This is a genomic window from Sphingomonas canaveralia (assembly GCF_047238125.1).
GTDB lineage: Bacteria > Pseudomonadota > Alphaproteobacteria > Sphingomonadales > Sphingomonadaceae > JBDFMH01.
In genome coordinates this window covers 2,324,637-2,345,440 of sequence record NZ_JBDFMH010000001.1, presented here as the reverse complement: position 1 = coordinate 2,345,440, position 20,804 = coordinate 2,324,637, and the positions used below count along the sequence as shown (strand labels likewise).

General features: G+C 66.0%; 19 protein-coding genes. 4 read left to right on the top strand and 15 right to left on the bottom strand.

The genetic code is table 11. The features are described from left to right. Nucleotides 1-64: 64 nt before the first annotated feature. The 4 genes from ABC347_RS11725 to ABC347_RS11710 all read right to left on the bottom strand — a co-directional run bounded on the left by ABC347_RS11725 (nucleotide 65) and on the right by ABC347_RS11710 (nucleotide 4,612). Nucleotides 65-667, bottom strand: a complete 603-nt coding sequence (locus ABC347_RS11725; protein WP_413245908.1) for a DUF2254 family protein — start codon at nucleotides 665-667, stop codon at nucleotides 65-67. A 46-nt stretch (nucleotides 668-713) separates the two neighbouring features. Then, nucleotides 714-2,273 carry a DUF389 domain-containing protein gene (locus ABC347_RS11720; protein ID WP_413245907.1) on the bottom strand — a complete coding sequence of 520 codons (1,560 nt, stop codon included), beginning with the start codon at nucleotides 2,271-2,273 and terminating at the stop codon, nucleotides 714-716. Between the two features lie 79 nt (nucleotides 2,274-2,352). Then, the gene (locus ABC347_RS11715; RefSeq protein ID WP_413247045.1) at nucleotides 2,353-3,609 is read right to left on the bottom strand and encodes a cation:proton antiporter; all 1,257 of its coding nucleotides are present in this window, start codon (nucleotides 3,607-3,609) and stop codon (nucleotides 2,353-2,355) included. 61 nt (nucleotides 3,610-3,670) lie between these two features. Beyond that, a complete protein-coding gene (locus ABC347_RS11710) occupies nucleotides 3,671-4,612 on the bottom strand; it encodes a mechanosensitive ion channel family protein (RefSeq protein ID WP_413245906.1) in 942 nt (313 codons plus the stop codon). A gap of 640 nt (nucleotides 4,613-5,252) precedes the next feature. On the opposite strand from ABC347_RS11710, the gene ABC347_RS11705 reads away from it, so the two are divergent. Beyond that, nucleotides 5,253-5,711: a fasciclin domain-containing protein gene (locus ABC347_RS11705; protein WP_413245905.1), complete on the top strand. Its 459-nt coding sequence runs from the start codon at nucleotides 5,253-5,255 to the stop codon at nucleotides 5,709-5,711. Nucleotides 5,712-5,720: 9 nt separating this feature from the next. On the opposite strand, the gene ABC347_RS11700 is transcribed toward ABC347_RS11705, so the two are convergent. The 4 genes from ABC347_RS11700 to ABC347_RS11685 form a co-directional block, all read right to left on the bottom strand. Beyond that, nucleotides 5,721-7,088 carry an alpha,alpha-trehalose-phosphate synthase (UDP-forming) gene (locus tag ABC347_RS11700; RefSeq protein WP_413245904.1) on the bottom strand — a complete coding sequence of 456 codons (1,368 nt, stop codon included), beginning with the start codon at nucleotides 7,086-7,088 and terminating at the stop codon, nucleotides 5,721-5,723. Then, complete coding sequence (locus tag ABC347_RS11695) at nucleotides 7,085-8,881, bottom strand: glycoside hydrolase family 15 protein (RefSeq protein ID WP_413245903.1); 1,797 nt, start codon at nucleotides 8,879-8,881, stop codon at nucleotides 7,085-7,087. The genes ABC347_RS11700 and ABC347_RS11695 overlap by 4 nt, the downstream gene beginning before the upstream one ends. Next, complete coding sequence (gene otsB, locus ABC347_RS11690; RefSeq protein WP_413245902.1) at nucleotides 8,878-9,633, bottom strand: trehalose-phosphatase; 756 nt, start codon at nucleotides 9,631-9,633, stop codon at nucleotides 8,878-8,880. The genes ABC347_RS11695 and otsB overlap by 4 nt, the downstream gene beginning before the upstream one ends. Before the next feature lie 148 nt (nucleotides 9,634-9,781). Further along, nucleotides 9,782-10,516 (bottom strand): Crp/Fnr family transcriptional regulator, encoded by a 735-nt coding sequence (locus ABC347_RS11685; protein ID WP_413245901.1) that lies wholly within the window; start codon nucleotides 10,514-10,516, stop codon nucleotides 9,782-9,784. Nucleotides 10,517-10,661: 145 nt separating this feature from the next. Between ABC347_RS11685 and murA the strand changes: the two genes are divergently transcribed. Next, nucleotides 10,662-11,939, top strand: a complete 1,278-nt coding sequence (murA, locus tag ABC347_RS11680; RefSeq protein ID WP_413245900.1) for a UDP-N-acetylglucosamine 1-carboxyvinyltransferase — start codon at nucleotides 10,662-10,664, stop codon at nucleotides 11,937-11,939. Between the two features lie 4 nt (nucleotides 11,940-11,943). On the opposite strand, the gene ABC347_RS11675 is transcribed toward murA, so the two are convergent. The 4 genes from ABC347_RS11675 to ABC347_RS11660 all read right to left on the bottom strand — a co-directional run bounded on the left by ABC347_RS11675 (nucleotide 11,944) and on the right by ABC347_RS11660 (nucleotide 18,312). Further along, on the bottom strand, nucleotides 11,944-12,561 hold the full coding sequence (locus ABC347_RS11675) for an OmpA family protein (protein WP_413245899.1): 618 nt from the start codon (nucleotides 12,559-12,561) through the stop codon (nucleotides 11,944-11,946). A gap of 121 nt (nucleotides 12,562-12,682) precedes the next feature. Beyond that, nucleotides 12,683-13,930: a DUF445 domain-containing protein gene (locus ABC347_RS11670; protein ID WP_413245898.1), complete on the bottom strand. Its 1,248-nt coding sequence runs from the start codon at nucleotides 13,928-13,930 to the stop codon at nucleotides 12,683-12,685. Between the two features lie 51 nt (nucleotides 13,931-13,981). Further along, nucleotides 13,982-17,125: an efflux RND transporter permease subunit gene (locus ABC347_RS11665; RefSeq protein WP_413245897.1), complete on the bottom strand. Its 3,144-nt coding sequence runs from the start codon at nucleotides 17,123-17,125 to the stop codon at nucleotides 13,982-13,984. 11 nt (nucleotides 17,126-17,136) lie between these two features. Then, complete coding sequence (locus ABC347_RS11660; RefSeq protein WP_413245896.1) at nucleotides 17,137-18,312, bottom strand: efflux RND transporter periplasmic adaptor subunit; 1,176 nt, start codon at nucleotides 18,310-18,312, stop codon at nucleotides 17,137-17,139. Nucleotides 18,313-18,488: 176 nt separating this feature from the next. Between ABC347_RS11660 and ABC347_RS11655 the strand changes: the two genes are divergently transcribed. Together ABC347_RS11655 and ABC347_RS11650 are read left to right on the top strand one after the other, a co-directional pair. After that, nucleotides 18,489-18,752 (top strand): GlsB/YeaQ/YmgE family stress response membrane protein, encoded by a 264-nt coding sequence (locus tag ABC347_RS11655; protein WP_413245895.1) that lies wholly within the window; start codon nucleotides 18,489-18,491, stop codon nucleotides 18,750-18,752. Between the two features lie 90 nt (nucleotides 18,753-18,842). Next, nucleotides 18,843-19,559, top strand: coding sequence for an SIMPL domain-containing protein (locus ABC347_RS11650; protein WP_413245894.1), 717 nt, complete (start codon nucleotides 18,843-18,845; stop codon nucleotides 19,557-19,559). A 61-nt stretch (nucleotides 19,560-19,620) separates the two neighbouring features. Here the strand turns inward: ABC347_RS11650 and ABC347_RS11645 are convergent, their stop codons facing one another. The 3 genes from ABC347_RS11645 to ABC347_RS11635 form a co-directional block, all read right to left on the bottom strand. Beyond that, the gene (locus ABC347_RS11645) at nucleotides 19,621-19,878 is read right to left on the bottom strand and encodes a GlsB/YeaQ/YmgE family stress response membrane protein (protein WP_413247044.1); all 258 of its coding nucleotides are present in this window, start codon (nucleotides 19,876-19,878) and stop codon (nucleotides 19,621-19,623) included. 150 nt (nucleotides 19,879-20,028) lie between these two features. Next, on the bottom strand, nucleotides 20,029-20,328 hold the full coding sequence (gene sciP / locus ABC347_RS11640) for a CtrA inhibitor SciP (RefSeq protein WP_413245893.1): 300 nt from the start codon (nucleotides 20,326-20,328) through the stop codon (nucleotides 20,029-20,031). A gap of 113 nt (nucleotides 20,329-20,441) precedes the next feature. Then, a complete protein-coding gene (locus ABC347_RS11635; RefSeq protein WP_413245892.1) occupies nucleotides 20,442-20,720 on the bottom strand; it encodes a hypothetical protein in 279 nt (92 codons plus the stop codon). Between the last annotated feature and the right edge of the window lie 84 nt (nucleotides 20,721-20,804).

Here is a 20,804-nt window from a genome sequence, read left to right as displayed (position 1 = left end):
ACTTATGAGCGCGAAACGTCCGCGGTTGGGTCTTAGTAGGCAAGGTAGCCGGCGGTCGATGCAGCTAGCCTACTGTTACGACCTTCCAAAACGCTATACGACTACGGATCTCCTCAGCCGCTGCTTTTAGAGTCGGAATAATACCACGCGGAGCCGGGATTCTCTGCACCACCCACGTGCAACTTGTGGCCTTTGGAGTTGGCCAGCAGGGCGTTCGCATCCGGCCCGTGGCGCTGCAGTTCGGAGTTGGTGATTTCGCCATCAGCGTTTGCGGGAAGAGGGGGTGTACGGACTCGACATCGCGCCAACCGCTGCTCTTTTTCACGGAATGGTGCGAGGCGATGGTCTTGCCAGTAGGCATGAAGTTGCTGAGTAGGCGTGGGCCATATTGGCCAGAAGCGTAAACAACAACCGCCGCGATTATGACGGAGAAGGTCGTGCCGGCAACGCCGATCATCGAGCCGCCGATCGCCGACAACAGGCTGCGCGCGCCATCAGGCCGCGCCCCATAGAGCCATGGGAGGCTATCCACCCAGGTCGAACCAGAATGGCTGTCGATACAGACCATGCCTAGCGCCAGCAGCAGAGCACCGATCGCCATGAGCGTGGGGATGAACCAGTAGCTCTCGCGCAGTTCGTTCGAGAGGCGGATGAGCCTCGATTTCATGCGGCCGATCCGGTGAAGAAGACCGCTTGGCGAATTGCTCCTCCGATCATCTGGCATTGCCGATGGACAAGGCGAAAGTCTGGCCTGCCGCAGGTGCCGCCTCGGCCGCGACCCCTTGCGTGGCGAGTAACGCCGCTACCGCCCGTGCCCGTCGTTGCGCCAGATTAGGCTGGGCCGGTGGATCACCTGCCGGCAAGCCGGGTACGGTCAGGGCTGGCACGTTCCAACGGCGCGCAGCCCAAGCGGATGTCAGAACCGCAGCCCGGGCGGAGGCATCGAGCGTATCGACGTTATCCGCGAACGCGATCTCGGGCAGCGGCCCGACGGGGGGAACGATCGCGATGCTCCAGCCGTCCGTTTCCGCGGCGGCTCGCGCTTCCAAGGCGCGATAACTCGCCAGGGAGGCACCCGGCAGCGCGACTGCTGCTGCCGTTGCCCGCCGGTGATCGCGATCGATCGTGACATCGTCGGCCGCGACGCCCGTGATCAACGCGACCATGCGCGCCAACGCAGTCATGCGCTGTGCTTCGGCATTGGTCTGATCTGACGCCTGCCGCAATTCCTCGCGCTGTGCGTCCAACGCACCGGCACCCGGATCGAGCAGGATCTGATCGATGTCGATCCGAACCGGTCGGCCGAGCGCGGTTCTTATAGACCTTTGCAGATCGCCGGTTTTCTGCATCTGCCCTCGCGGGGTGATGACCACCGCGCGAACGACGTTTGGCTCGCGATCAAACTCGACCTCAAGCTGCGTGATACGGGCATCCCCGCCGAACCGCTCCGTAAGAAGCGAGCGCACCTGAGACACAGTAAGCGCTTCGCGCGCGATGCGGTTCAGCGAAAGGGCGAGTGGCACGGCCATCAGCGCGAAGACCAGGATCAGCACGATCGTCTGCGTCCAGCTCTGCCGGCTGGAGAGATGATGGCCGAAACCATAGTATCGCGCCATCGCCGTGGCAGCGAGCGCGATGGTGATGAAGTTGGTGGCAAACAGGGCGAAGGCTCCGCCGGCCACAGGCAAATTCCACGTCGCGATGCCATAGCCGACGACCGCGAGCGGCGGCATCAAGGCTGTCGCGATCGCCACGCCGACGATCGTCTCCCCCCGGCCGCGAATGATCGCGAAACTGCCGGCGAGCGCTGCGAACAGCGCCACGCCGAGATCGAACAGATTGGGGCGTGTCCGCGCGACGATTTCTGCCGTCGGCGCCTGCAAGGGCGACAGGCTGACGATGAGCGCCGTGAAGATGATGGCTGCCACGGCCCCGATGGCCAACGCCAAAACCGATCGGCGCATTTCGGCGAAGTCGAACAAGGCCAGGCTGAAGCCGAAGCCTAGGATCGGATTCATCAGCGGTGAGATGAGCATCGCGCCGATGACGACTGCCGGGGACGACAGCAACAGGCCCAACACGGCGATCCCGGCCGACATCATGGTCATGAAGGCGTATCGCGGCGACCAGCCGCTATCCTCAACGATCCGCGCGACGACCGCCTCGTGATCGATCCGCCCGACGATGCGACGGCGCCACCAGCGATAGACTGCGAGACGGATCAAACGCTCGCGGATAGGATCCCGACCAACTGCGACCTGGCTACCGTCCATCGAACATTGTGCTCCCCCGAAAGCCTGTCACCGTGAAATCGGGAGACATGCGGTACGCCTCTAAACGACGCAACATATGTCAGATATCCGGGTCGCGTCCCTGCCCCTCGTCGAGCAACCTCATCACCGGCGTCACCGTCAGACCGTGCAGCAGGATCGAGAGAAGCGCAACGAGGCCGACGATTGCCCACAATCGTTCGCCGGTTGCCAGATCCAAATGGTTGAGCCCATAGGCCAGATAATAGAACGAGCCGACGCCGCGTATTCCGAAAAAGGCGATCGTCGACTTCTCGGCAATGCTTGCCTTGAAGCCGAGCAGCGCGACGAGCCCGCCGAGCGGCCGCACGACTAGCAAAATCACCACGGCCGCTACGACATCGATTGCCTCAAGCGAACCCAGCAAGCCGCTGACGATGGCACCGCCAAAGAGCAGTAGCAGGACCATCATCGCCAAACGTTCGATCTGCTCGGTCAGATCATGCATCTGCCGGTTGAATTCGTGATCCCGGTGGGACCGGCGCAGTGTGAGTGCAGTGACGAAGACGCTCAGGAAGCCATAAGCGTGGATCACTTCGGTCAGGCCATAGGAAATGAACGTCGCTGAAATCGCGATCAGGCCATCTCCAGTTTTCGAAAGCCTGGTATCGGCAGGAACGTGAAAGGTGAGCCAACCGAACAGTCGCCCGATCAGCCACCCTCCGATCACGCCGACCGCGATTTCCCAGATCACATTGTGAAGCACCCACTGCTTCGCCCATGGCTCGCCGGTTGTGGCCGCGAGCCCGATCGCAATGGCGAGGTGAACGAACGGGAATGCGAGGCCATCGTTCAGCCCGGCTTCGGATGTCAGGCCGAAGCGCACCTCGTCTTCGTCACCGGATTTGGGTGGGCCGACCTGTACGTCCGACGCCAGCACCGGATCGGTCGGCGCGAGGCTCGCGGCAAGGAGTAAAGCTGCCACCCAAGGCAGGCCCAGCATCAAGCCTCCGATGCCCGTTATCACCATGATGCAAAGCGGCATCGTGATCGCGAGCAGCCGCCAGGTTACATTCCATCGCTGCCAGCTGAACGGGCGATCGAGCTTCAGCCCGGCCCCCATCAGCGCGATAATGACGACAAATTCGGTGAAGCGCTCGGTGATTTCAGGATAATCGAGAGGGAGCGGCCTGAGGCTGACTGCCGGAAGCGAGAAGATGATCGCGCCGATCGCGATACAGACGATCGGCAGAGACAGAGGCAGTCGCTTCAAAGCCAGCGGGAGCCAGGCGACGAGGGCAATGAGAAACCCTGCTGCCGTCAGGATCAGAATATAGGGGTCGGGGGAGATTTCAGGCAGCTGCACCGGTCTTGAACGCAGCAACCTAAGCGCCGTTCAACAGACTTCTGTGATCGGCCTATCAGCTGCTCGCCAATTCGATTTCCGCACGAGAGCGCGGCAGCGCCAGCGGCATATCGCGCGCGATGAATTCAAGCATGGCTTCGCGGACCTCGCAGCGCAAATCAAACGCAGCCGATGCGTCCTTGGCCGTCACCAAGGCGCGCACCTCGATCAGGTTGGATTTCATGTCCGTCACCTGCAGATTGTAGAAGCGCCCATCCCAAAGCGCACAGGTCCTCACATAGCCACCAAGCCATTCACGCAGGCGCCCAATATCTGTGCTCGGGTTCAGTTGCCAATGCACGCTTCCAATCAATTCACTGGTCTGGCGCGTCCAATTCTGGAAACTACTGTCTAGAAACCGCGACACCGGAACAACCAATCGCCGCTCGTCCCATAGTTTGACGACGACATAGGTCAGGCGGATATCCTCGATCCGGCCCCATTCACCCTCGATCACCACGACGTCGTCCAGCCGGATCGGCTCGGTAAACGCCATCTGCAGCCCGGCGATCAGGTTCTTGAGCGCGGGCTGCGCGGCGGCGCCGACCGCCAGCGCCGCCAGCCCCGCCGATGCGATCAGCGTGACGCCGATGCTGCGGATGCTGGGGATGCTCATCAGCATCAGGCAGAAGCTGATCAGCCCGACCGCGATCAGCGCGATCCGGTGCAGGATGCTGGCGCGGGTGCGGCGTCGACGCGCGCGCAGATTGTCCGCCACGCTGATGTCGGCGCGGGCCTGGACGATCTGGTTGATCGCGCCGAGCCCGCCGATCGCCAGCCAGCCGAGCAGCGCGGGCATCAGCAGCCCCGACACCTGCCGCCAGACCTGACGGCCATCCGCATCGAGAGCGAGCGCGGGCTGGATCGCCGACAGCGCGAGGGCCACCAGCAGCCAACGGGCCGGGTGATCGAGCGCGCGGACCAGCGTCAGGCCGGTCGACGATCCGGCGCGATCCATCGCGCGGCGCGCGATCGCCGCGATTACGGCATGGATCAGCAGCGCGGCCAGGATAGCGATGAGTGCCGAGAGCCAGGGCCTCAGCCAGGCGGGGAGCAGCGCGAGCAGATCCAGCAGTCTCGTCCTTCGAATGGGGCAGGATGGGCGGCTTCCTAATCGAGCCGGGCGTGATCCGTCCAAACGCCAGCGACGGCCGGAGCCGGAACCAGGATCGATCGCATCAAATGTCAGGTCGATGGCAAGCGCATCGGTGTGCGTAGCAAATCACGACAAGATGATGATGGACCGTTGGGCATCTTTCGAGGCGTGAGGGAACTGCGCACAGGTCGATGCGTATGCTTTTACAGACTGTCCTTTTGGACAAATCGCCACAGCCATGGATCACGCGGCCGATAACGTTGCCGCCGATGTGCGCAGGCGTGCCAATGATCCGGCAAGATCAATGAATGGATTAAGCATGAGACAATCGAAAGCTGCCATTGCCGCGCTGCTCGGCACGAGCCTCGCCATCGCCGGTTGTGCGGCGACATCAGAACCTATGCAGAGCGCTTCGGCACCAGCATCCGCGGCGCCAGCCGGTAGCCCTGCGCCCATCGCCACCGCGCCGGCCGAAGCCTATCCAGTCGTGGGCGGAGCGCAGATGCTGCCCACGCTCACCATCATCGAAAACGCATCGAAATCCGCCGAGCACACCACGCTCGTGCAGGCGATCAAGGCCGCCGGGCTAGTGGATGCGTTATCGGGGCCCGGCCCATTCACGGTATTCGCGCCCAACAATGCGGCGTTCGGACGGCTCCAGCCGGGTACGCTTGACACGCTGCTGAAGCCTGAGAACAAGCCCCAGCTCGAAACGCTCCTCAAGTTCCACGTCCTGCCGCAGGCGTTGACTGCGGAGCAGATCAAGGCGGCGATCGCCGCGGGCGGCGGCAGCGCATCCTTCCCCACGCTGCAGGGCGCACCGATCATCGCGCGGATCGAGGGCGCGAACATCGTGCTGACCGGCGGCCAGGGCAATATCAGCTATGTGATCCAGAGCGATGTCGCACAGTCGAACGGCGTGATTCACGTTGTCAACGGGGTGATCGCACCGCCGGTCTGATCCACAGGCTCAGTCGGCGGCGAGGCGATCGGTGAAGCGCTTGCGCCACCAGATCACATCCTCGTCGCAGATGTTGCGGAACAGCTTGGTCCAGCGGGCGATTCGCTCCTCGCGCGGCATGGCCAATGCGCGATCGATCGCGTCGGCGATGTCGTCGGGGCTGTAGGGATTGACGAGTAGCGCATCTTCCAATTGCGCCGCGGCCCCGGCGAAGCGCGACAGCACCAGCACGCCGGGATCCTCCGGATCCTGAGCCGCGACATATTCCTTGGCGACGAGGTTCATCCCGTCGCGCAGCGGCGTGACGAGGCCGATCCGCGCGGCGCGATAGACGCCGGCCAGCACGTTGCGCGGGAAACCCTGGTTCACATAGCGCAACGGCACCCAGTCGATATCGGCGAACGCACCGTTGATCCGGCCGGACTGAGCATCCAGCGCGGCGCGGATATCGCGGTAGCTCTGGACGGTCGCGCGTGAGGGCGGCGCGATCTGCAGCATGAAGACATTGGCGTGCGCATCCGGCCGCGTTTCGAGATAGCGCTGATAGCCGTTGAACCGCTCCTCGAGCCCTTTGGAGTAATCGAGCCGGTCGACGCCTACGATCAGCTTGCGGCCGATTGCGCTGTCGACCATGCGGGCATGCGTATCCAGCGCCTGCGCGCTGCCCGCGCTGGCGATGAATTCGCGCGCGTCGATCCCGATCGGGCAGGCGATGACGCGGATCGTGCGACCGCCCACGGTCACCTGGTCGTCGGCGCCGATCGTGCCGCCCATCTCGCGGACCACATAATCGTGGAAGGTCTCAAGCCATTCGCGGGTCTGGAAGCCGACCACGTCATAGGCGAACAGCGCCTCCACCAACCGGCGATGTTCGGGCAGCGCGGTCAGCAGCCGGGTCGGCGGCCAGGGAATGTGCAGGAAGAAGCCCAGCCGGTTGGTCAGCCCCTGCTGCCGCAGCACCCAGCCGAGCGGGATCATGTGATAGTCATGCACCCAGATCAGGTCGTCGGGCAGGATGTGCGGGCCGATGACCGTGCCGAACAGCCGGTTGACGCGTTCATACCCGCCCTGGAAGTCGCGCTCGAACTCGGTCAGCCCCAGCCGGTAATGGAAGAGGGGCCAGAGCGTGCGGTTGGCATAGCCGTCATAATATTCCTCCACGTCCTGTTCGGGCAGATCGATGGTGGCGGAGGTCACGCCGTCATAAGTCTCGAACCGGGCCTCTGTGGTCTCGCCGGTCTCGCCCGACCAGCCGAACCAGATGCCTTCGGCCTCGCGCAGTGCGGCGGTGAGCGCCACTGCGAGCCCGCCCTGCGCGCCGGGCTGGTCGGCAGTCGGCGCCGAGACGCGGTTTGAGATGACGATGAGGCGGCTCAACGGATCGCGCTCCATGGCTTGCTGAGCAGCACCGCGCAGTTGATCATGCCGACTAGCGAATAGGTCTGCGGATAATTGCCCCAAAGCTCACCGGTCACCGGATCGATGTCCTCCGACAGCAGGCCGGCCGGCGTGCAGCGCGACAGCATTTCTTCGAACAGCAGGCGGGCATCCGCATCGCGGCCGGTGAAATGCAGCGCCTCGATCAGCCAGAAGGTGCAGACGTTAAACGCGGTGTGCGGCAGGCCGAAATCATCCTCGATCGCATAGCGCAGCATGTGCGATCCGCGGCGCAAACCGGCCTCTACGGCCGCCAGCGTACCAAGGAAGCGCGGGTCACTCGGGGCGAGGAAACGCAGGTCGAGAAGCTGTAGCAGGCTGGCGTCGAGATCGTCGCCGGCGAAGGTGGCGGAGATCCGCTCGGTGTCGGGGCGCCAGGCAGCGGATTCGATCCGCGAGCGCATCCGGTTGGCCCGGTCGCGCCAGAAGCCATGCTTCTCGGGCAGGCCCAGCACCTCCGCGGCGTTGGCGAGCCGGTCGCACGCGGCCCAGCACATAGCGGCGGAATAGGTGTGGACATGGCTCTTGGTGCGCAGTTCCCACAGCCCGGCATCCGGCTTGTCGAAGCTCTGCCAGGCGCGTTCGCCGACAGGTTCGAGCGCCACGAAATCCTCGATGCCGCCGATCCGCAGCAGTCGGTGATCGAAAAAGGCCTGGGCGTTCGACAGGATGATCTGGCCATAGGCATCGTGCTGGATCTGTTCATAGGCCTGGTTGCCAACGCGGACCGGGCCCATGCCGCGATAGCCGGACAGCGCCTCGGCCTCGCGTTCAACCAGCGTCGCTTCGCCGCCGACGCCGTAGAGCGGCTGGATATGACCATCGCGGGCATTGTCGACGATGTTGCGCAGATATTCGAGATAGGATTCCAGTACGTCGAGTGCGCCGAGCCGGTTCAGCGCCTGCACGGTGTAATAGGCGTCGCGGATCCAGCAGTAGCGATAGTCCCAGTTCCGGCCGGAATCGGCATGTTCGGGGATCGACGTGGTGAGCGCGGCGACGATCGCGCCGGTTTCCTCATGCTGACACAGCTTCAGCGTGATCGCCGCGCGGATCACGGCCTCCTGCCATTCATAGGGGGTGGCCAGGCCGCGCACCCAGAGCCGCCATTCGTTGATGGTGTGATCCAGCATCGAATCGAGCGCCGGGCCGATCTCCTGCGCAAAGCTCTCATCGGGCCCGAGGAAGAAGTGCAGTGGGCGCTCGACCCGGAACAGCCGCTCATCCTCGATCCAGCCGATCGCGGCAGTCGTCGAAAGCCGCAGCACGCGATCGGCGACCAGATAACGGATGTGGTTCGAACCGCGCGTGGTGGTCGCGCGGGTTGCCCCCCAGTCACGCGCCGGGCGCAGCCGCATGCGAATCCGCGGGCTGCCGGCGACGGGCCGCACGATGCGCGCGAACGCCACCGGGCGGTAGATCCGCCCATTATGCCTGTAGCGCGGGCAGAAATCGATCACCTCGATCGCATTGCCCTGGCCATCGACATGCCGCGTCACCAGCACCGGTGTGTTGCGCAGATAGGATTGGGTCGTCTCGACCGCGCCGTCGAGATCGATCTCCCAGAAACCATAAGCGGTCTCGCCGGCAGGGGGCTTGTCGTCGAGGAGCGAGCAGAAGGCCGGATCCCCGTCCACCCGGGGCGTGCAGCCCCACACGAAGCGGCCGGCGCGATCGACCAGCGCCGAGACCTGGCAATTGCCGATCGGCCAGAGTTCGAGCGTCGCAGTCATGCTGCGTATCCCAGCCACGCGCGGACGGCGGCGACATCGGCAAGGCGGTAGCGCGCTGCGGTGGGGCGGGGCGGCCCGACCAGGACGGGCATGCCGCCGAGTGTCGCCACGACCGCAAAGCCCGCCTCATCGGTCAGGTCGTCACCCAGGAAAATCGGCTTCGTACCGGCGAAACCCGGCTGTCGCATCAACCCGGCGATACCCGCGCCCTTGTCGTGCCCGGCGGCATGAAGCTCGATCATCATCTTCCCATCCTGAACGACCAACCCCGTATCCGTCGCGATCCGCTCTGCAAGCGCACGGGCCTCCCCTTCTAACGCCGGTGCCATCCGGTAATGGATCGCGATCCCCAGCGATTTCGCCTCGATCACGACGCCGGCCCGATCGCCGATCTGCGCGCGAACGATGCGTTCGGCCTGCGCCAGCGAGGCCGGCCGATCGGGCGACAGGTGGCGATCGCCGATGCGCATCTCAGCGCCGTGGCTGCCGACCAGCGCGATCCCGCCGAGCGCGCCGCCCAGGAAATGTTCGAGCTGCGCGACCGACCGTCCACTGACCAAGGCGATGCGGCCGCCGAAAGTTCCCGTCAGCCGGCCGAGCAGGGCAATCAGCGGAGGATCGAAGGCCACTGCGTCCGGCCGATCGGCCAGGTCGACAAGCGTCCCGTCGAAATCGAGCAGCAGGCTCGCGCCGGCGGAGAGCAGGCCGGGTGGACGGGGCAGCGGCACGGACGCGGCGGAAGTGCTAGGCATATCGGGCATGGCCCTGTCTAGCGGCCCGGGCGCGGTCTGGCACGGGCAATGGTCCGGGGATCGCCACCGCTCGGCGGCATTGTGCGAGCACATGGCCGGATCGGCCCGATGGATCGGCGCCGGACTCGCGCGCCTCGGCTACCAGGCGCTAGCTTGCCGGCGGCAGCCAGCTCGTGTCGAAATCCGCGTGGCGGTTGACATGGTTGGAGATGCGCCGGAGCCGCTGTTCGTCGAGCAGGCAGAGCGAGGTGCCGGACCGGGCGATCAGCCCCTCCTCGACCAGCACGCGCATCATCCGGTTGACATGGACCGCGGTCAGCCCGGTGGCGTCGCCGATTTCTTCCTGGGTCAGCGGGAAGACGATCGTGGGCCCGAGATCTGGATTCATCGCGCGCAGCCGATCGAGCGTGTCGAGCAGCAGCGCTGCGACGCGCGCCTTGGCCGATGTACGGCCGAGCGAGGCCAGACGGTCGGTCAGCGCCACACGCTCGGCCTGGGAGATCAGATAGATCAGCGCCGCCAGCCGCGGATGATCGACGAACGTGCGGCTCAGCGCCGCCTTGTCGAACGGGCAGATCACGACATCGGTCAACGCGGCGATCGATTCCGTCGCCTTGACGAACGCAACGCCCGATGCGCCGGCCAGTTCGCCCGGCAGATGGAGGCGCAGGATCTGGCGGCTGCCGTCGTCCAGCAGCACATAGCTGTGCAGCCAGCCCTGTCGGACGATGTAGGCATCGGTCGCGCGGTCATGTTCCTGCTGCAGGATCGTGCCCCGCTTCAAGGCACGCGGTTGCCCTTCCAGCCGGCCGAGCGCGGCATTTTCCGCGGCTGTCAGAGCCACATAGTGGCTGAGCCGCTCGGCGAGAAAACTTCCCGTCACCAATTTTCCGTCGCGATTTTCCCAATCCCCATCGCCAGTTAGAACAAAGCGGGACACTGCGCGCTAACAATGATCAAGGTGCCGACAGAAAGCCGCAGGGCCGGCCCGGGTTGATCGCACGGGTGAAAGCGATAGACGATCCGGCATGGACAGGATCATCATCCGCGGCGGCCGGCGCCTATCGGGCCGCATCGCCATATCGGGCGCGAAGAACGCCGCGCTCACGCTGCTGCCCTGCGCGCTGCTGACCGATGAGCCGTTGACGCTGCGCAACCTGCCGCGGCTGGCCGATGTCGACAGTTTCGGCCACCTGCTGAACGAGCTCGGCGTCTCGACGATGGTGGAAGGCACGCGCGGCGAAGTCGGCCGCGTGATGACGATGCGGGCGCTGAAGATCGGATCGACGGTCGCCCCCTACGATATCGTGCGCAAGATGCGCGCCTCGATCCTGGTGCTGGGGCCGCTGCTGGCGCGCGCCGGGGAGGCGACGGTATCGCTGCCCGGCGGCTGCGCGATCGGCAACCGCCCGATCGACCTGCACCTGAAGGCGCTGGAGGCGCTGGGCGCCGAGATCGAGATCACGGCCGGCTATGTGAAGGCCACCGCGCCCGAGGGCGGGCTGAAGGGCGGACGGATCGTGTTCCCGCTGGTTTCGGTGGGCGCGACCGAGAATGCGCTGATGGCCGCGGTGCTGGCACGCGGCGAGACGATCATCGACAACGCCGCGCGCGAGCCCGAGATCACCGATCTGGCGCGCTGCCTGGTGGCGATGGGGGCGGAGATCGCGGGCATCGGCACCGAGCGGCTGGTGATCCAGGGCAGGGAGCGGCTGCACGGCGCCACCTATCAGGTGATGCCGGACCGGATCGAGGCGGGCAGCTATGCCTGCGCGGCGGCGATCACCGGGGGCGATATCGAACTGGCCGGCGCGCGCGTCGACGATATGGCAGCGATCCTGGAGGGGCTGCGCGATGCGGGCGTGACGGTGGAGCCCGGCGCGAGCGGGATCCGGATCGCAGCCGATGGGCGGCTGAAGCCGCTGACGCTGTCGACCGCGCCGTTCCCTGCCTTCCCCACCGACATGCAGGCCCAGTTCATGGCGATGCTGGCGCTAGCGGACGGGGCGAGCGTATTCACCGAGTCCATCTTCGAGAACCGCTACATGCATGTGCCCGAACTGGCGCGGATGGGGGCGGACATCCAGGTGCGCGGACGATCTGCGGTGGTGCGCGGGGTCGACCGGCTGGCCGGTGCCGAGGTGATGGCCACCGACCTGCGCGCATCGATGAGCCTGATCATCGCAGGGCTGGCGGCGGAAGGCGAGACGCAGGTCCACCGCGTCTATCATCTCGATCGCGGCTATGAACGGCTGGAAGAGAAACTGTCCGCAGTCGGCGCGGATATCGAGCGCGCCGGCGGCTGACCGATCAGCTGGCGGGAACGAACTGCACCCGCCGGTTGCCCGCGGCATAGCCGCCAGCGCCCGGTAGCGGCTTGTCGAAGCCGTAGCCGCGGGCATCGAGACGGTCGCTCGCGACGCCGAGCGAGGCGAGATAGCTTGCAACCGCTTCGGCACGGCGCTTCGACAGGTCGAGATTATAGTCGCGGCTGCCGACCGCATCGGTATGCCCCTCCACCACGAAGCGGCGGCCGGCCAGCTGCGGCATCGCCAGTGCGCGGGCGAACTGCTGCGCTTCAACGCGGCCCTGCGGCGTCATGCTGGCGGAACCGGTATTGAAGGTTATCCGCATGTCGATCCCGCCCGACGCCGGCGCGACGACGCGGCGCGGTGCGCGCTGTGCAGCGGCGGTCTGGGCGGGGCGGGCGCGAGCCGGCGCCGCGGCGGGTGCCGTCCTAGACTTGGCGAAGCTAAACGCGGCCTCCGCGGGCACCTTCAACTGATCGGAGCGGCTTCCCGGCGGGGGCGCGCAGTCGCCGGTCAGTTCGCAGACGATCTGGTCGGCCGAGCGGCTGGGCTGCTGGGCGGCGGCCACGCCTGCGGTCAGCGCGAACCCGGCGGCGGCGGCAACGATGAACGTCTTCATGATCGGCCCCTGATCCTGTGCGGTCGGACATCGTCCGTTCCATGCCGGAGCCTAATATTTCGATTCGGCATGGACTTGCTATGCCGTTAGGCACAGTCGGCAATCTTGTTCGCGGCCTGCTTCAGCCGATCGTGTCGACCAAATGGATCAGCGTGCCGACCAGACCGCCGACCAGTGTGCCGTTGATGCGGATATATTGCAGGTCGCGGCCGACCGCCTGTTCCAACCGGCCGGTGATGGTGCGCGCATCCCAGCCACGGATCGTCTCCGACACCAGCTTGACGATACCGTCGCCATAGCGTGCGACCGCGCCGACGGTGGCACGGCGGGTGAACTGGTTGATCGATCGCGCCAGTTTCGGATCATTCTGCAGCGTCTCGCCGAACTGGCGCAGCGCATCGCCCAGCCGCCCGGCCAGCGCCGCCTGCGGATCGCGCACCGCCTGCAGCAACGCCGCACGAGCCTGTTCCCAGATGCCGTCGATCCAGCGGGTGACGGCGGGATTGTCGATCATCTCCTCCTTGAAGCCTTCGACCCGGGCGCGCATCGCGGGGTCGCGTTGCAGATCCCAGGCCAGGTTCACCAGCCCTTCCTCCGCCTTGGCGCGTAGCGGGTGTGCGCGGTCGCTGGCCATGTCTGCGATCAGCTTGTGCAACCCATCCAGGATCGCGTTGGCCAGCTTCTCGTCCAGCCCGGTCCAGCGCAGGATCGATCCCGCCTTGTCATTGACCATCGCGCGGATCAGCGCCTCGTTGGCGGCCAGCGTGCGGCCCGCCCAACCGATGATCCCGTCGATGATCGGCAAATGGCGATCCCGCGCGATCGCGGCATCGAGCGACTGGCCGAGCATCGGTGAGAGATCCAGCCCGCGCAGCCGGCTGGCGATCATCGCCTTGGCCATGCCGCCCAGCCGCTGATCGTCAAGCGACTCCAGGATCGTGGCGGCCAGCCGCGAAGCGCCCTCGCGCATCCGCCCCGTGCGCGGCGGGGCAGCCAGGAAGCGGCCGAGCGCGCCCGCCACGTCGATCCGCCGCATCCGCCGCGCGACGACGGACGCGGTCAGGAAATTGTCACGCAGGAATACCGCCAGCGTATCGCCGATCCGATCCTTGTTGCGCGGAATGATCGCGGTGTGCGGAATCGGCAGGCCCAGCGGATGGCGGAACAGCGCGGTCACTGCGAACCAGTCCGCCATGCCGCCGACCATGCCGGCTTCGGCAAAGGCGCGGACGAAGCCGACCGCCGGGTGCGCGCCTTCGAAATAGCGCGCGACCCCGTAGATCGCGGCCATCAGGACGAGCAAGCCCGTGGCCGCACGGCGCATCGCCGCGGCGCCATTCTGCCCGTTTGCCAGCCTGTCCGTCCCCATGCGTCCGCCCATGATCATAGAATGACCGGGCGAGCGCTTGGTTCAAGCGGGCTATTCGGCAGGCTGCAGTTCCGGATGGCCGCGTTCGCCGCCGTTGGTGAGCCCGCGGGCCAGCTTCGGTCCGATCCAGCGTTCGAAGCCGACCGCCAGGCTGAAGGCGGCAGGCACGATCAGCAGCGTCAGCAGCGTCGACAGGATCAGGCCACCGATCACGGTGATACCCATCGGCGCGCGCCATGCGCCGTCACCTGACAGCGACAGCGCGGTCGGGATCATGCCCGCGACCATCGCCACCGTCGTCATCACGATCGGCTGCGCGCGCTTGTGACCGGCATCGATGATCGCCACCGACCGCGCCACCCCCTTGTCGATCTCTTCCAGGGCGAAATCGATCAGCAGGATGGAGTTCTTGGCGACGATGCCGAGCAGCATCAGGATGCCGATGTAGACGGGCATCGAGATCACATTGCCGGTCAGGTGCAGCGCCAGCAGCCCGCCCAGCGGTGCCAGCAACAGCGATCCCATGTTCACGAACGGCGGCATCAGCCGGCGATAGAGCAGCACGAGCACCGCGAACACCATCAGCACGCCCGAGACGACCGCGATCACGAAGTTTATCAGCAGTTCCAGCTGCCACTTGGAATCGCCCAGGTTCAGCTTGGCCACGCCCAGCGGCAGATTCTTCATCGCCGGCAGTTCGTTGATCTTGGTCATTACCGCGCCGGACACCTGACCCGGCGCGAGATCCGCGCCGATCGTGACGCGGCGGATCTGGTTGGATCGCTGGATCTGCGTGGGCCCGGCGCCGAAGCTGATCTTGGCCACGGTCTTCAGCGGCACCGATCCGCCGGTCGCGGTCGGCACCGGCAGATTCTCGATCGTCGCCAGGCTTTGCCGCGACCCCTGGTCCAGCGCGACACGGATCGGGATCTGGCGATCGGACAGCGAGAATTTCGCGCTGTTCTGCTCGATATCGCCCAGCGTCGCGATCCGGATCGTCTGGCTGAGCGCGGCTGTGGTGACGCCGAGATCGGCGGCAAGATCGAAGCGCGGCGAGATCGTGATCTCGGGCCGCTGCAGATCGCCGTTGATACGCGGCGCGCGCACCTCGGGCATCTTGGCCATTTCGTCGACCACCGCCATCGCCGCCTGGTTGAGCAGTTTGGGATCGTCGCCACCCAGCGTCAGCGAGATGTCGCGGCCGGAGAAGCCGCCGCCGCCATTCTGCGCGCGGAAGAAGACGCGTGCATCGGGCACGGTGTTCAGCGTCGGCGCCAGCGCGCGTTCGAATTCGATGCTGGTGCGTTCGCGATCCTTTTTCAGCCGCATGTAGATGGTGCCGCTGCCCACGCCGATCCGTTCGAACGCGTGCTGCACTTCGGGCTGCTTCTGCAGGATGGCGACCACCTGGTCGGCCACCGCCTCGGTCTGCCTCAACGTCGATCCCGGCACCATCTCGATGCGAACGGCGGAGAAATCGGTATTGACCGACGGCTGGAAGGTTTGTGGCAGCGACGTGAAGCTGACGATGGTGAGCAGGAAGGCGACGACGCCGACCATCATTACCCAGGCGCGATGATCGGCGAACGGTGCCAGGAACCGCTTCCAATCCGTCCGGCGGCGGATCCGGCTGGCCCAAGTCCGGTCGAGTGACCAGCGCAGCACTGTCATGTAGCGGTCCATCAGCCAGCCTTCGCCATGGCTTTCGGTGCCGTGCGATTTCAGGAAATAGGCCGCGATCATCGGCGTGATCATCCGCGCGACCGCCAGGCTCATCAGCACCGCGGCAACGACCGTCAGGCCGAAATTCTTGAAGAACTGGCCCGAGATGCCCGGCATCAGGCCGACCGGCAGGAACACCGCGACGATCGCCATCGTGGTGGCCAGCACCGCCAGCCCGATCTCGTCGGCGGCGTCGATCGAGGCCTGGTAGGCGGATTTGCCCATCCGCATGTGGCGCACGATATTCTCGATTTCCACGATCGCATCGTCCACCAGCACGCCCGCCACCAGGCTGAGGCCCAGCAGGCTGAGCGAATTGAGGGTGAAGCCCATCAGGTCCATCGCCCAGAAGGCGGGGATCGCCGACAGCGGGATCGCCAGCGCGGAAATCGCGGTCGCCCGCCAATCGCGCAGGAACAGGAACACCACCAGCACCGCCAGCACCGCGCCTTCCCACATCGCATCGATCGCGGTGTGATATTGCTCGCGGGCATAATCGACCTGGGTGAACAGCTCGGTGAACTTCACCTTCGGGTTCTTGGTTTCGAGTTCCTTCAGCGCCTTCTGGACCTCGTCATAGACGGTCAGATCCGAATAGCCTTTGGCGCGCACGATCGAGAAGCTGAGCACCTGGCGGCCGTTCATCTTCGACATCGTGCGCTGTTCGGCGAAGCCGTCGCGCACCGTCGCGAATTCCGATAGTCGTGCGGTGCGCCCGTTGCCGAGCGCGATCTGGGTCTGCCCCAGGCCATAGGCGTCGGCGGCGTTGCCGATGATGCGCACCGCCTGTTCGGATCCGGCGATTTCCGCGCGGCCGCCGGCGGCGTTGATGTTCACCTGGCGCAGCTGCGCGTTCACCTGGCTGGCTGTGATGCCCAGCGCCTGCATCCGCGCCGGATCAAGGATCACGCTGATCTCGCGCGTCACGCCGCCCAGCCGTTCCAGCGTCGCCATGCCGGGAATGCCGAGGAGAGTCTTGGCGACGGTGTTGTCGACATACCAGCTCAGCTGTTCCAGCGTCATGTCGGTCGCGCTGGCCGAGATGAAGGCGAGATCGCCGCCGCTGGCATCGACGCGGGTGACCTGCGGTTCGAGAATACCCTCGGGCAGCTCGCCCCGGATCTGCGCCACCGCCTCGCGCACGTCGTTCACCGCGCGGTCGATCGGCGTGCCGATCGCGAACTGCACGAAGGTGGAGGACGAGCCTTCCGACACGGTCGAGTTGATCTCGTCGATCCCGCTCAGCGAGCGCACCGCCGCCTCGACCCGCTGGGTGACCTGGGTCTCGAGCTCGGTCGGTGCGGCGCCGGGCTGGCTGATCATGACGATCGCCCCCGGAAACTCGATATCCGGGTCGTTCTGCACGTCCATGCGCATGAACGACACGATTCCCGCCAGGAACAGCGCCGTGAACAGCACGATCGGCGGCACCGGATTGCGGATCGACCAGGCGGAGATGTTGCGGAAGTTCATGGGCTGGGATCCTAGCGGCGCGCGGCCTGGCGGACGGGGACCACCGTGTCGCCCGGATTCAGGAAGGCGCCGGCCGAGACGACCACCCGTTCCTGCCCGGTCAGCCCGGACAGGATGGTGATGCCCTGATCGGACACGTCGCCAACCGTGACGTCGCGGCGCGCGACCTTCTTGTCCGCCCCGACGATATACACGAAATTGCCTTTCGCATCGCTCTGCACCGCGGATTCGGGCAGCAGCGGCGCGTCCACGGTGCCGGAACGGATCTGCGCGGATGCGAAGCCGCCGGGCCGGATCGCCTTGTCGTAATTCAGCGCGATCCGCGCGAAGCCCTGTCGGGTCTCGGGGTTGATGACCGGGGAGAGCTGCCAGATCTGGCCGTGCAGCGAGGCCGCGCTGCCGACCGGTGTGACCTGCGCAACGCGGCCGACGCCGAGCCGTGCGAGATCGCCTTCGGACACTTGCGCCATCATCTCCATCTCGCCGCCCTTGGCGATGCGGAACAGCGGCTGCCCGCCCGCGCTGACGATCTGACCAGGCTCGACGGCGCGGGTGAGGACAAGGCCGGCGGCGGGCGCGCGGATCGCGAGGCGGCCCATGCGCGCGTTCATTTCGCCCAATTGCGCGCGCGACAGCTTCACCCTGGCCAGCGCGGCATCGCGGGTTGCGGTGCGTCGATCGATATCGGCCTGGCTGACGAAGCCGCGCGCGACCAGTTTCTTGGCGCGATCGAGATCGGCCTGCGCGATCCGGGCATCGGCTTCGCTGACTCCGATCTGCGCAGCCATCTGGTTGGTCTGCTGGGCCTGCACGCTGCGCTCGATCGTGGCGAGCACCTGGCCCGCACCGACCCAATCGCCGGGTTCGACGAGCACGGCCGCGACCATACCGCCTTCGCCCGCGACACCGACCGGCATCTCGCGTCGCGCCGCCAGCGTGCCGGTGGCGTTGATCGTTGCCGTCACCGGCGCACGCCCCGGCACCATATAGGTCACGCGCGGCTGATTGGCCGGTGCAGGGGCGGGCTTGTCGTCGCCGCGCAGGAAGAAGAACCAGATCGCACCGAGTAGAACCGCAGTCACCAGCAAACCGCCGATCCATAGCCGGCGGCGCGGCGCGGTGCCCCGATCGCCATCGATCTCGATCGTCGAATCGGAATCCTTCGACAGCGAAGCCAGCATATTCATCTCGATCCGTCTTCCAGCATCACGGACGCCCCACCGGCCCGCACTACTGTGTTAGCCGAATAAATCACCGCGCTCAAGCGGGGATGATCGCGCGGTTCGCCACCCCTTGCGAAGCGGGGCGCGGCTTGCGACGATGGCCCATGCGGGCGGACCGCATGGCAAGGCGAGGCGAAGGCATGGACGAACGGGGTTTCATCAGCTGGATCGTGATCGGTCTGGTCGCAGGCGTGCTGGGCAAGATCATCATGCCGGGCAAGGACCCGGGCGGCTGCCTGATCACCATCCTGCTGGGCATCGCCGGCGCGCTGCTCGCGGGCTTCATCGGGCAGGCGATCGGCTTCTATCGTCCGGGACAGCCGGCCGGGTGGTTCATGGCGACGCTGGGTGCGGTCGTCATTCTGGCGCTCTACCGCGTGATCATCCGGAATCGGGGGCGCTGACGGCTGCCGTTCAGCGCGGATGCAGCCCTTCATCGGCAAAGGCGACTGGCGGGCAGCGTCGCCCGACCGTGCTTGAATGGAGATGAACCGATGAAAAGCTGGAATCCGGTCGCCGCATTGGCGCTGGCGGCAATCCCCGCGGCCGCGAGCGCGCAGGTGCCGCCGACACCGGTGCCCACCCTGTCCGGCACGAGGCTCGACATCGTCGCCGAGGGAGAGGTGACGCGTGTGCCGGACGTGGCGGCGATCTCGGCTGGAGTCGTCACCCAGGCGCAGACCGCGGGGCAGGCGATGTCGGACAATGCCGGGCGCATGGCCGCGACGATCGCCGCGCTGAAGAAGGCGGGCGTTGCCGATCGCGACATTCAGACCGCGTCGATCAATCTCAATCCGCAATATCGCTATGGCGAGAATTTGCCGCCGGTGATCACCGGGTACCAGGCTTCGAACCAGGTGACGGTGCGCTTTCGCGACGTGCGCCGCGCGGGCGCCATTCTCGATGCGCTGGTCGCGGTCGGCGCGAACCAGATCAACGGCCCGATGCTGTCGCTCGACAAGCCGGAAGCCGCGCTCGACGAGGCGCGCGCCGCCGCGATCGCCAAGGCGCGGGCACGCGCCGATCTCTATGCGAAGGCGGCGGGGCTTAGCGTGCGCCGGATCCTGGCGATCAGCGAGACCGGTGGATATGAGCCGCCCAGGCCGATGCCCCAGATGATGATGCGCGAGGCGAAAGCCGCCGACACGATGATCGAGCCGGGCGAACAGCGGCTGACGGTGTCAGTCAATGTGAGCTTCGAGCTGCAATAGCCCATGAAAAAGGCCGCCCCGGTTGCCCGGGGCGGCCCGTTTTCCAATCAGGACGGCGCGATTAACGCACGCGACCGCGACGGAACATGTTGACGATCGCGAGCAGCACGACCGCACCGATGAACGAAGCGATCAGCGACGTCGGCGTGATGCCGGCATTGTTGATCGAACCGCCCGAGATGACGAGGCCGGCGAGAAACGCGCCGACGATGCCGACGATGATGTTGAGGAAGATGCCCTGCTGCGCATCCGTCCGCATCACGATGCTGGCCAGCCAGCCGAGAATGCCACCAATTACCAGCCAGATGATCAGGTTGATCACGATAGTCCTCCTGTTGTCGCGTCGGCCCGGCCCGTTCGGGCGACGATCCGAATGTTGATACGCGCAGGGGGCGAAACTTGTTCCTGATACGAAAGGAGCCCCGCCTGCTGCATGCAGACGGGGCTCCGATCACCGCGGGAAAGCGGATCAGTATTTTTGCTGGCGTTCGTACAGGGACTTGTAGTGCTGAATACGCGTGACGCGCAGGCCCGGCATGCCGGACCGATCGACCGCGCGCTGCCAGGAAGCGAACTCCTCAAGGCTCAGGCTGTAGCGGTCGCAGACTTCGTCGACCGACAGCAGCCCACCATTGACCGCGGCCACCACCTCGGCCTTGCGCCGCACCACCCAGCGGGTCGTGGACGGGGGCGGCAGCGAATCCAGGGTCAGCGATTCACCAAGCGGACCGATGACCTGGGCAGGGCGAATTTTCTGGTTCTCGATCATTCCTACCTCAACTGGCGGTGCGGTTCACCGCGTCGAACGCGATCCAATCTGTCTATCCCGGCGGCCTTGAAGGAAGGCTGAAATGCCAGGGTAAATGGCAGCTTCATCAAGGTTTACGGGTCATGGCTCAGCAGCACCGTGGCGATCCGCGGGTGGAAGCTGGATCCCAGCGCCTGCGCCGCGGCGGCCCAGCCCGGCCGCCCCCGCGCCACCCGGGCGAGCGCCGCCAGGGGATCGAGCGGCGCTTCCGACGGGTTCGCGGCGAGCCAGGCGGCGGTGATCGCCGTGGCGGTGCCGGCCTGCTGCATCGCCAGCCCTGCCACCAGCTGCGGATAATCCAGCGCGGCCCCGGTGGTTCTGCCGAATGCGGAAAGGGTGGGGCGGTGCTCCATCGCCGTCCTGCCTAACGACAAAGGCTGAAAGCCCCGTAAATCGGCACGGCGCTTGGGTTCGCGCACGCGATCGCCTATCTGGCG

Excerpts from the sequence above, each read along its gene's own strand:
- ABC347_RS11725 (WP_413245908.1), bottom strand. The coding sequence starts at position 667 with ATGAAATCGAGGCTCATCCGCCTCTCGAACGAACTGCGCGAGAGCTAC.
- ABC347_RS11720 (WP_413245907.1), bottom strand. The coding sequence starts at position 2,273 with ATGGACGGTAGCCAGGTCGCAGTTGGTCGGGATCCTATCCGCGAGCGT.
- ABC347_RS11710 (WP_413245906.1), bottom strand. The coding sequence starts at position 4,612 with ATGGATCGCGCCGGATCGTCGACCGGCCTGACGCTGGTCCGCGCGCTC.
- ABC347_RS11705 (WP_413245905.1), top strand. The coding sequence starts at position 5,253 with ATGCTGCCCACGCTCACCATCATCGAAAACGCATCGAAATCCGCCGAG.
- ABC347_RS11695 (WP_413245903.1), bottom strand. The coding sequence starts at position 8,881 with ATGACTGCGACGCTCGAACTCTGGCCGATCGGCAATTGCCAGGTCTCG.
- otsB (WP_413245902.1), bottom strand. The coding sequence starts at position 9,633 with ATGCCTAGCACTTCCGCCGCGTCCGTGCCGCTGCCCCGTCCACCCGGC.
- murA (WP_413245900.1), top strand. The coding sequence starts at position 10,662 with ATGGACAGGATCATCATCCGCGGCGGCCGGCGCCTATCGGGCCGCATC.
- ABC347_RS11675 (WP_413245899.1), bottom strand. The coding sequence starts at position 12,561 with ATGAAGACGTTCATCGTTGCCGCCGCCGCCGGGTTCGCGCTGACCGCA.
- ABC347_RS11670 (WP_413245898.1), bottom strand. The coding sequence starts at position 13,930 with ATGGGGACGGACAGGCTGGCAAACGGGCAGAATGGCGCCGCGGCGATG.
- ABC347_RS11665 (WP_413245897.1), bottom strand. The coding sequence starts at position 17,125 with ATGAACTTCCGCAACATCTCCGCCTGGTCGATCCGCAATCCGGTGCCG.
- ABC347_RS11660 (WP_413245896.1), bottom strand. The coding sequence starts at position 18,312 with ATGAATATGCTGGCTTCGCTGTCGAAGGATTCCGATTCGACGATCGAG.
- ABC347_RS11655 (WP_413245895.1), top strand. The coding sequence starts at position 18,489 with ATGGACGAACGGGGTTTCATCAGCTGGATCGTGATCGGTCTGGTCGCA.
- ABC347_RS11650 (WP_413245894.1), top strand. The coding sequence starts at position 18,843 with ATGAAAAGCTGGAATCCGGTCGCCGCATTGGCGCTGGCGGCAATCCCC.
- sciP (WP_413245893.1), bottom strand. The coding sequence starts at position 20,328 with ATGATCGAGAACCAGAAAATTCGCCCTGCCCAGGTCATCGGTCCGCTT.
- ABC347_RS11635 (WP_413245892.1), bottom strand. The coding sequence starts at position 20,720 with ATGGAGCACCGCCCCACCCTTTCCGCATTCGGCAGAACCACCGGGGCC.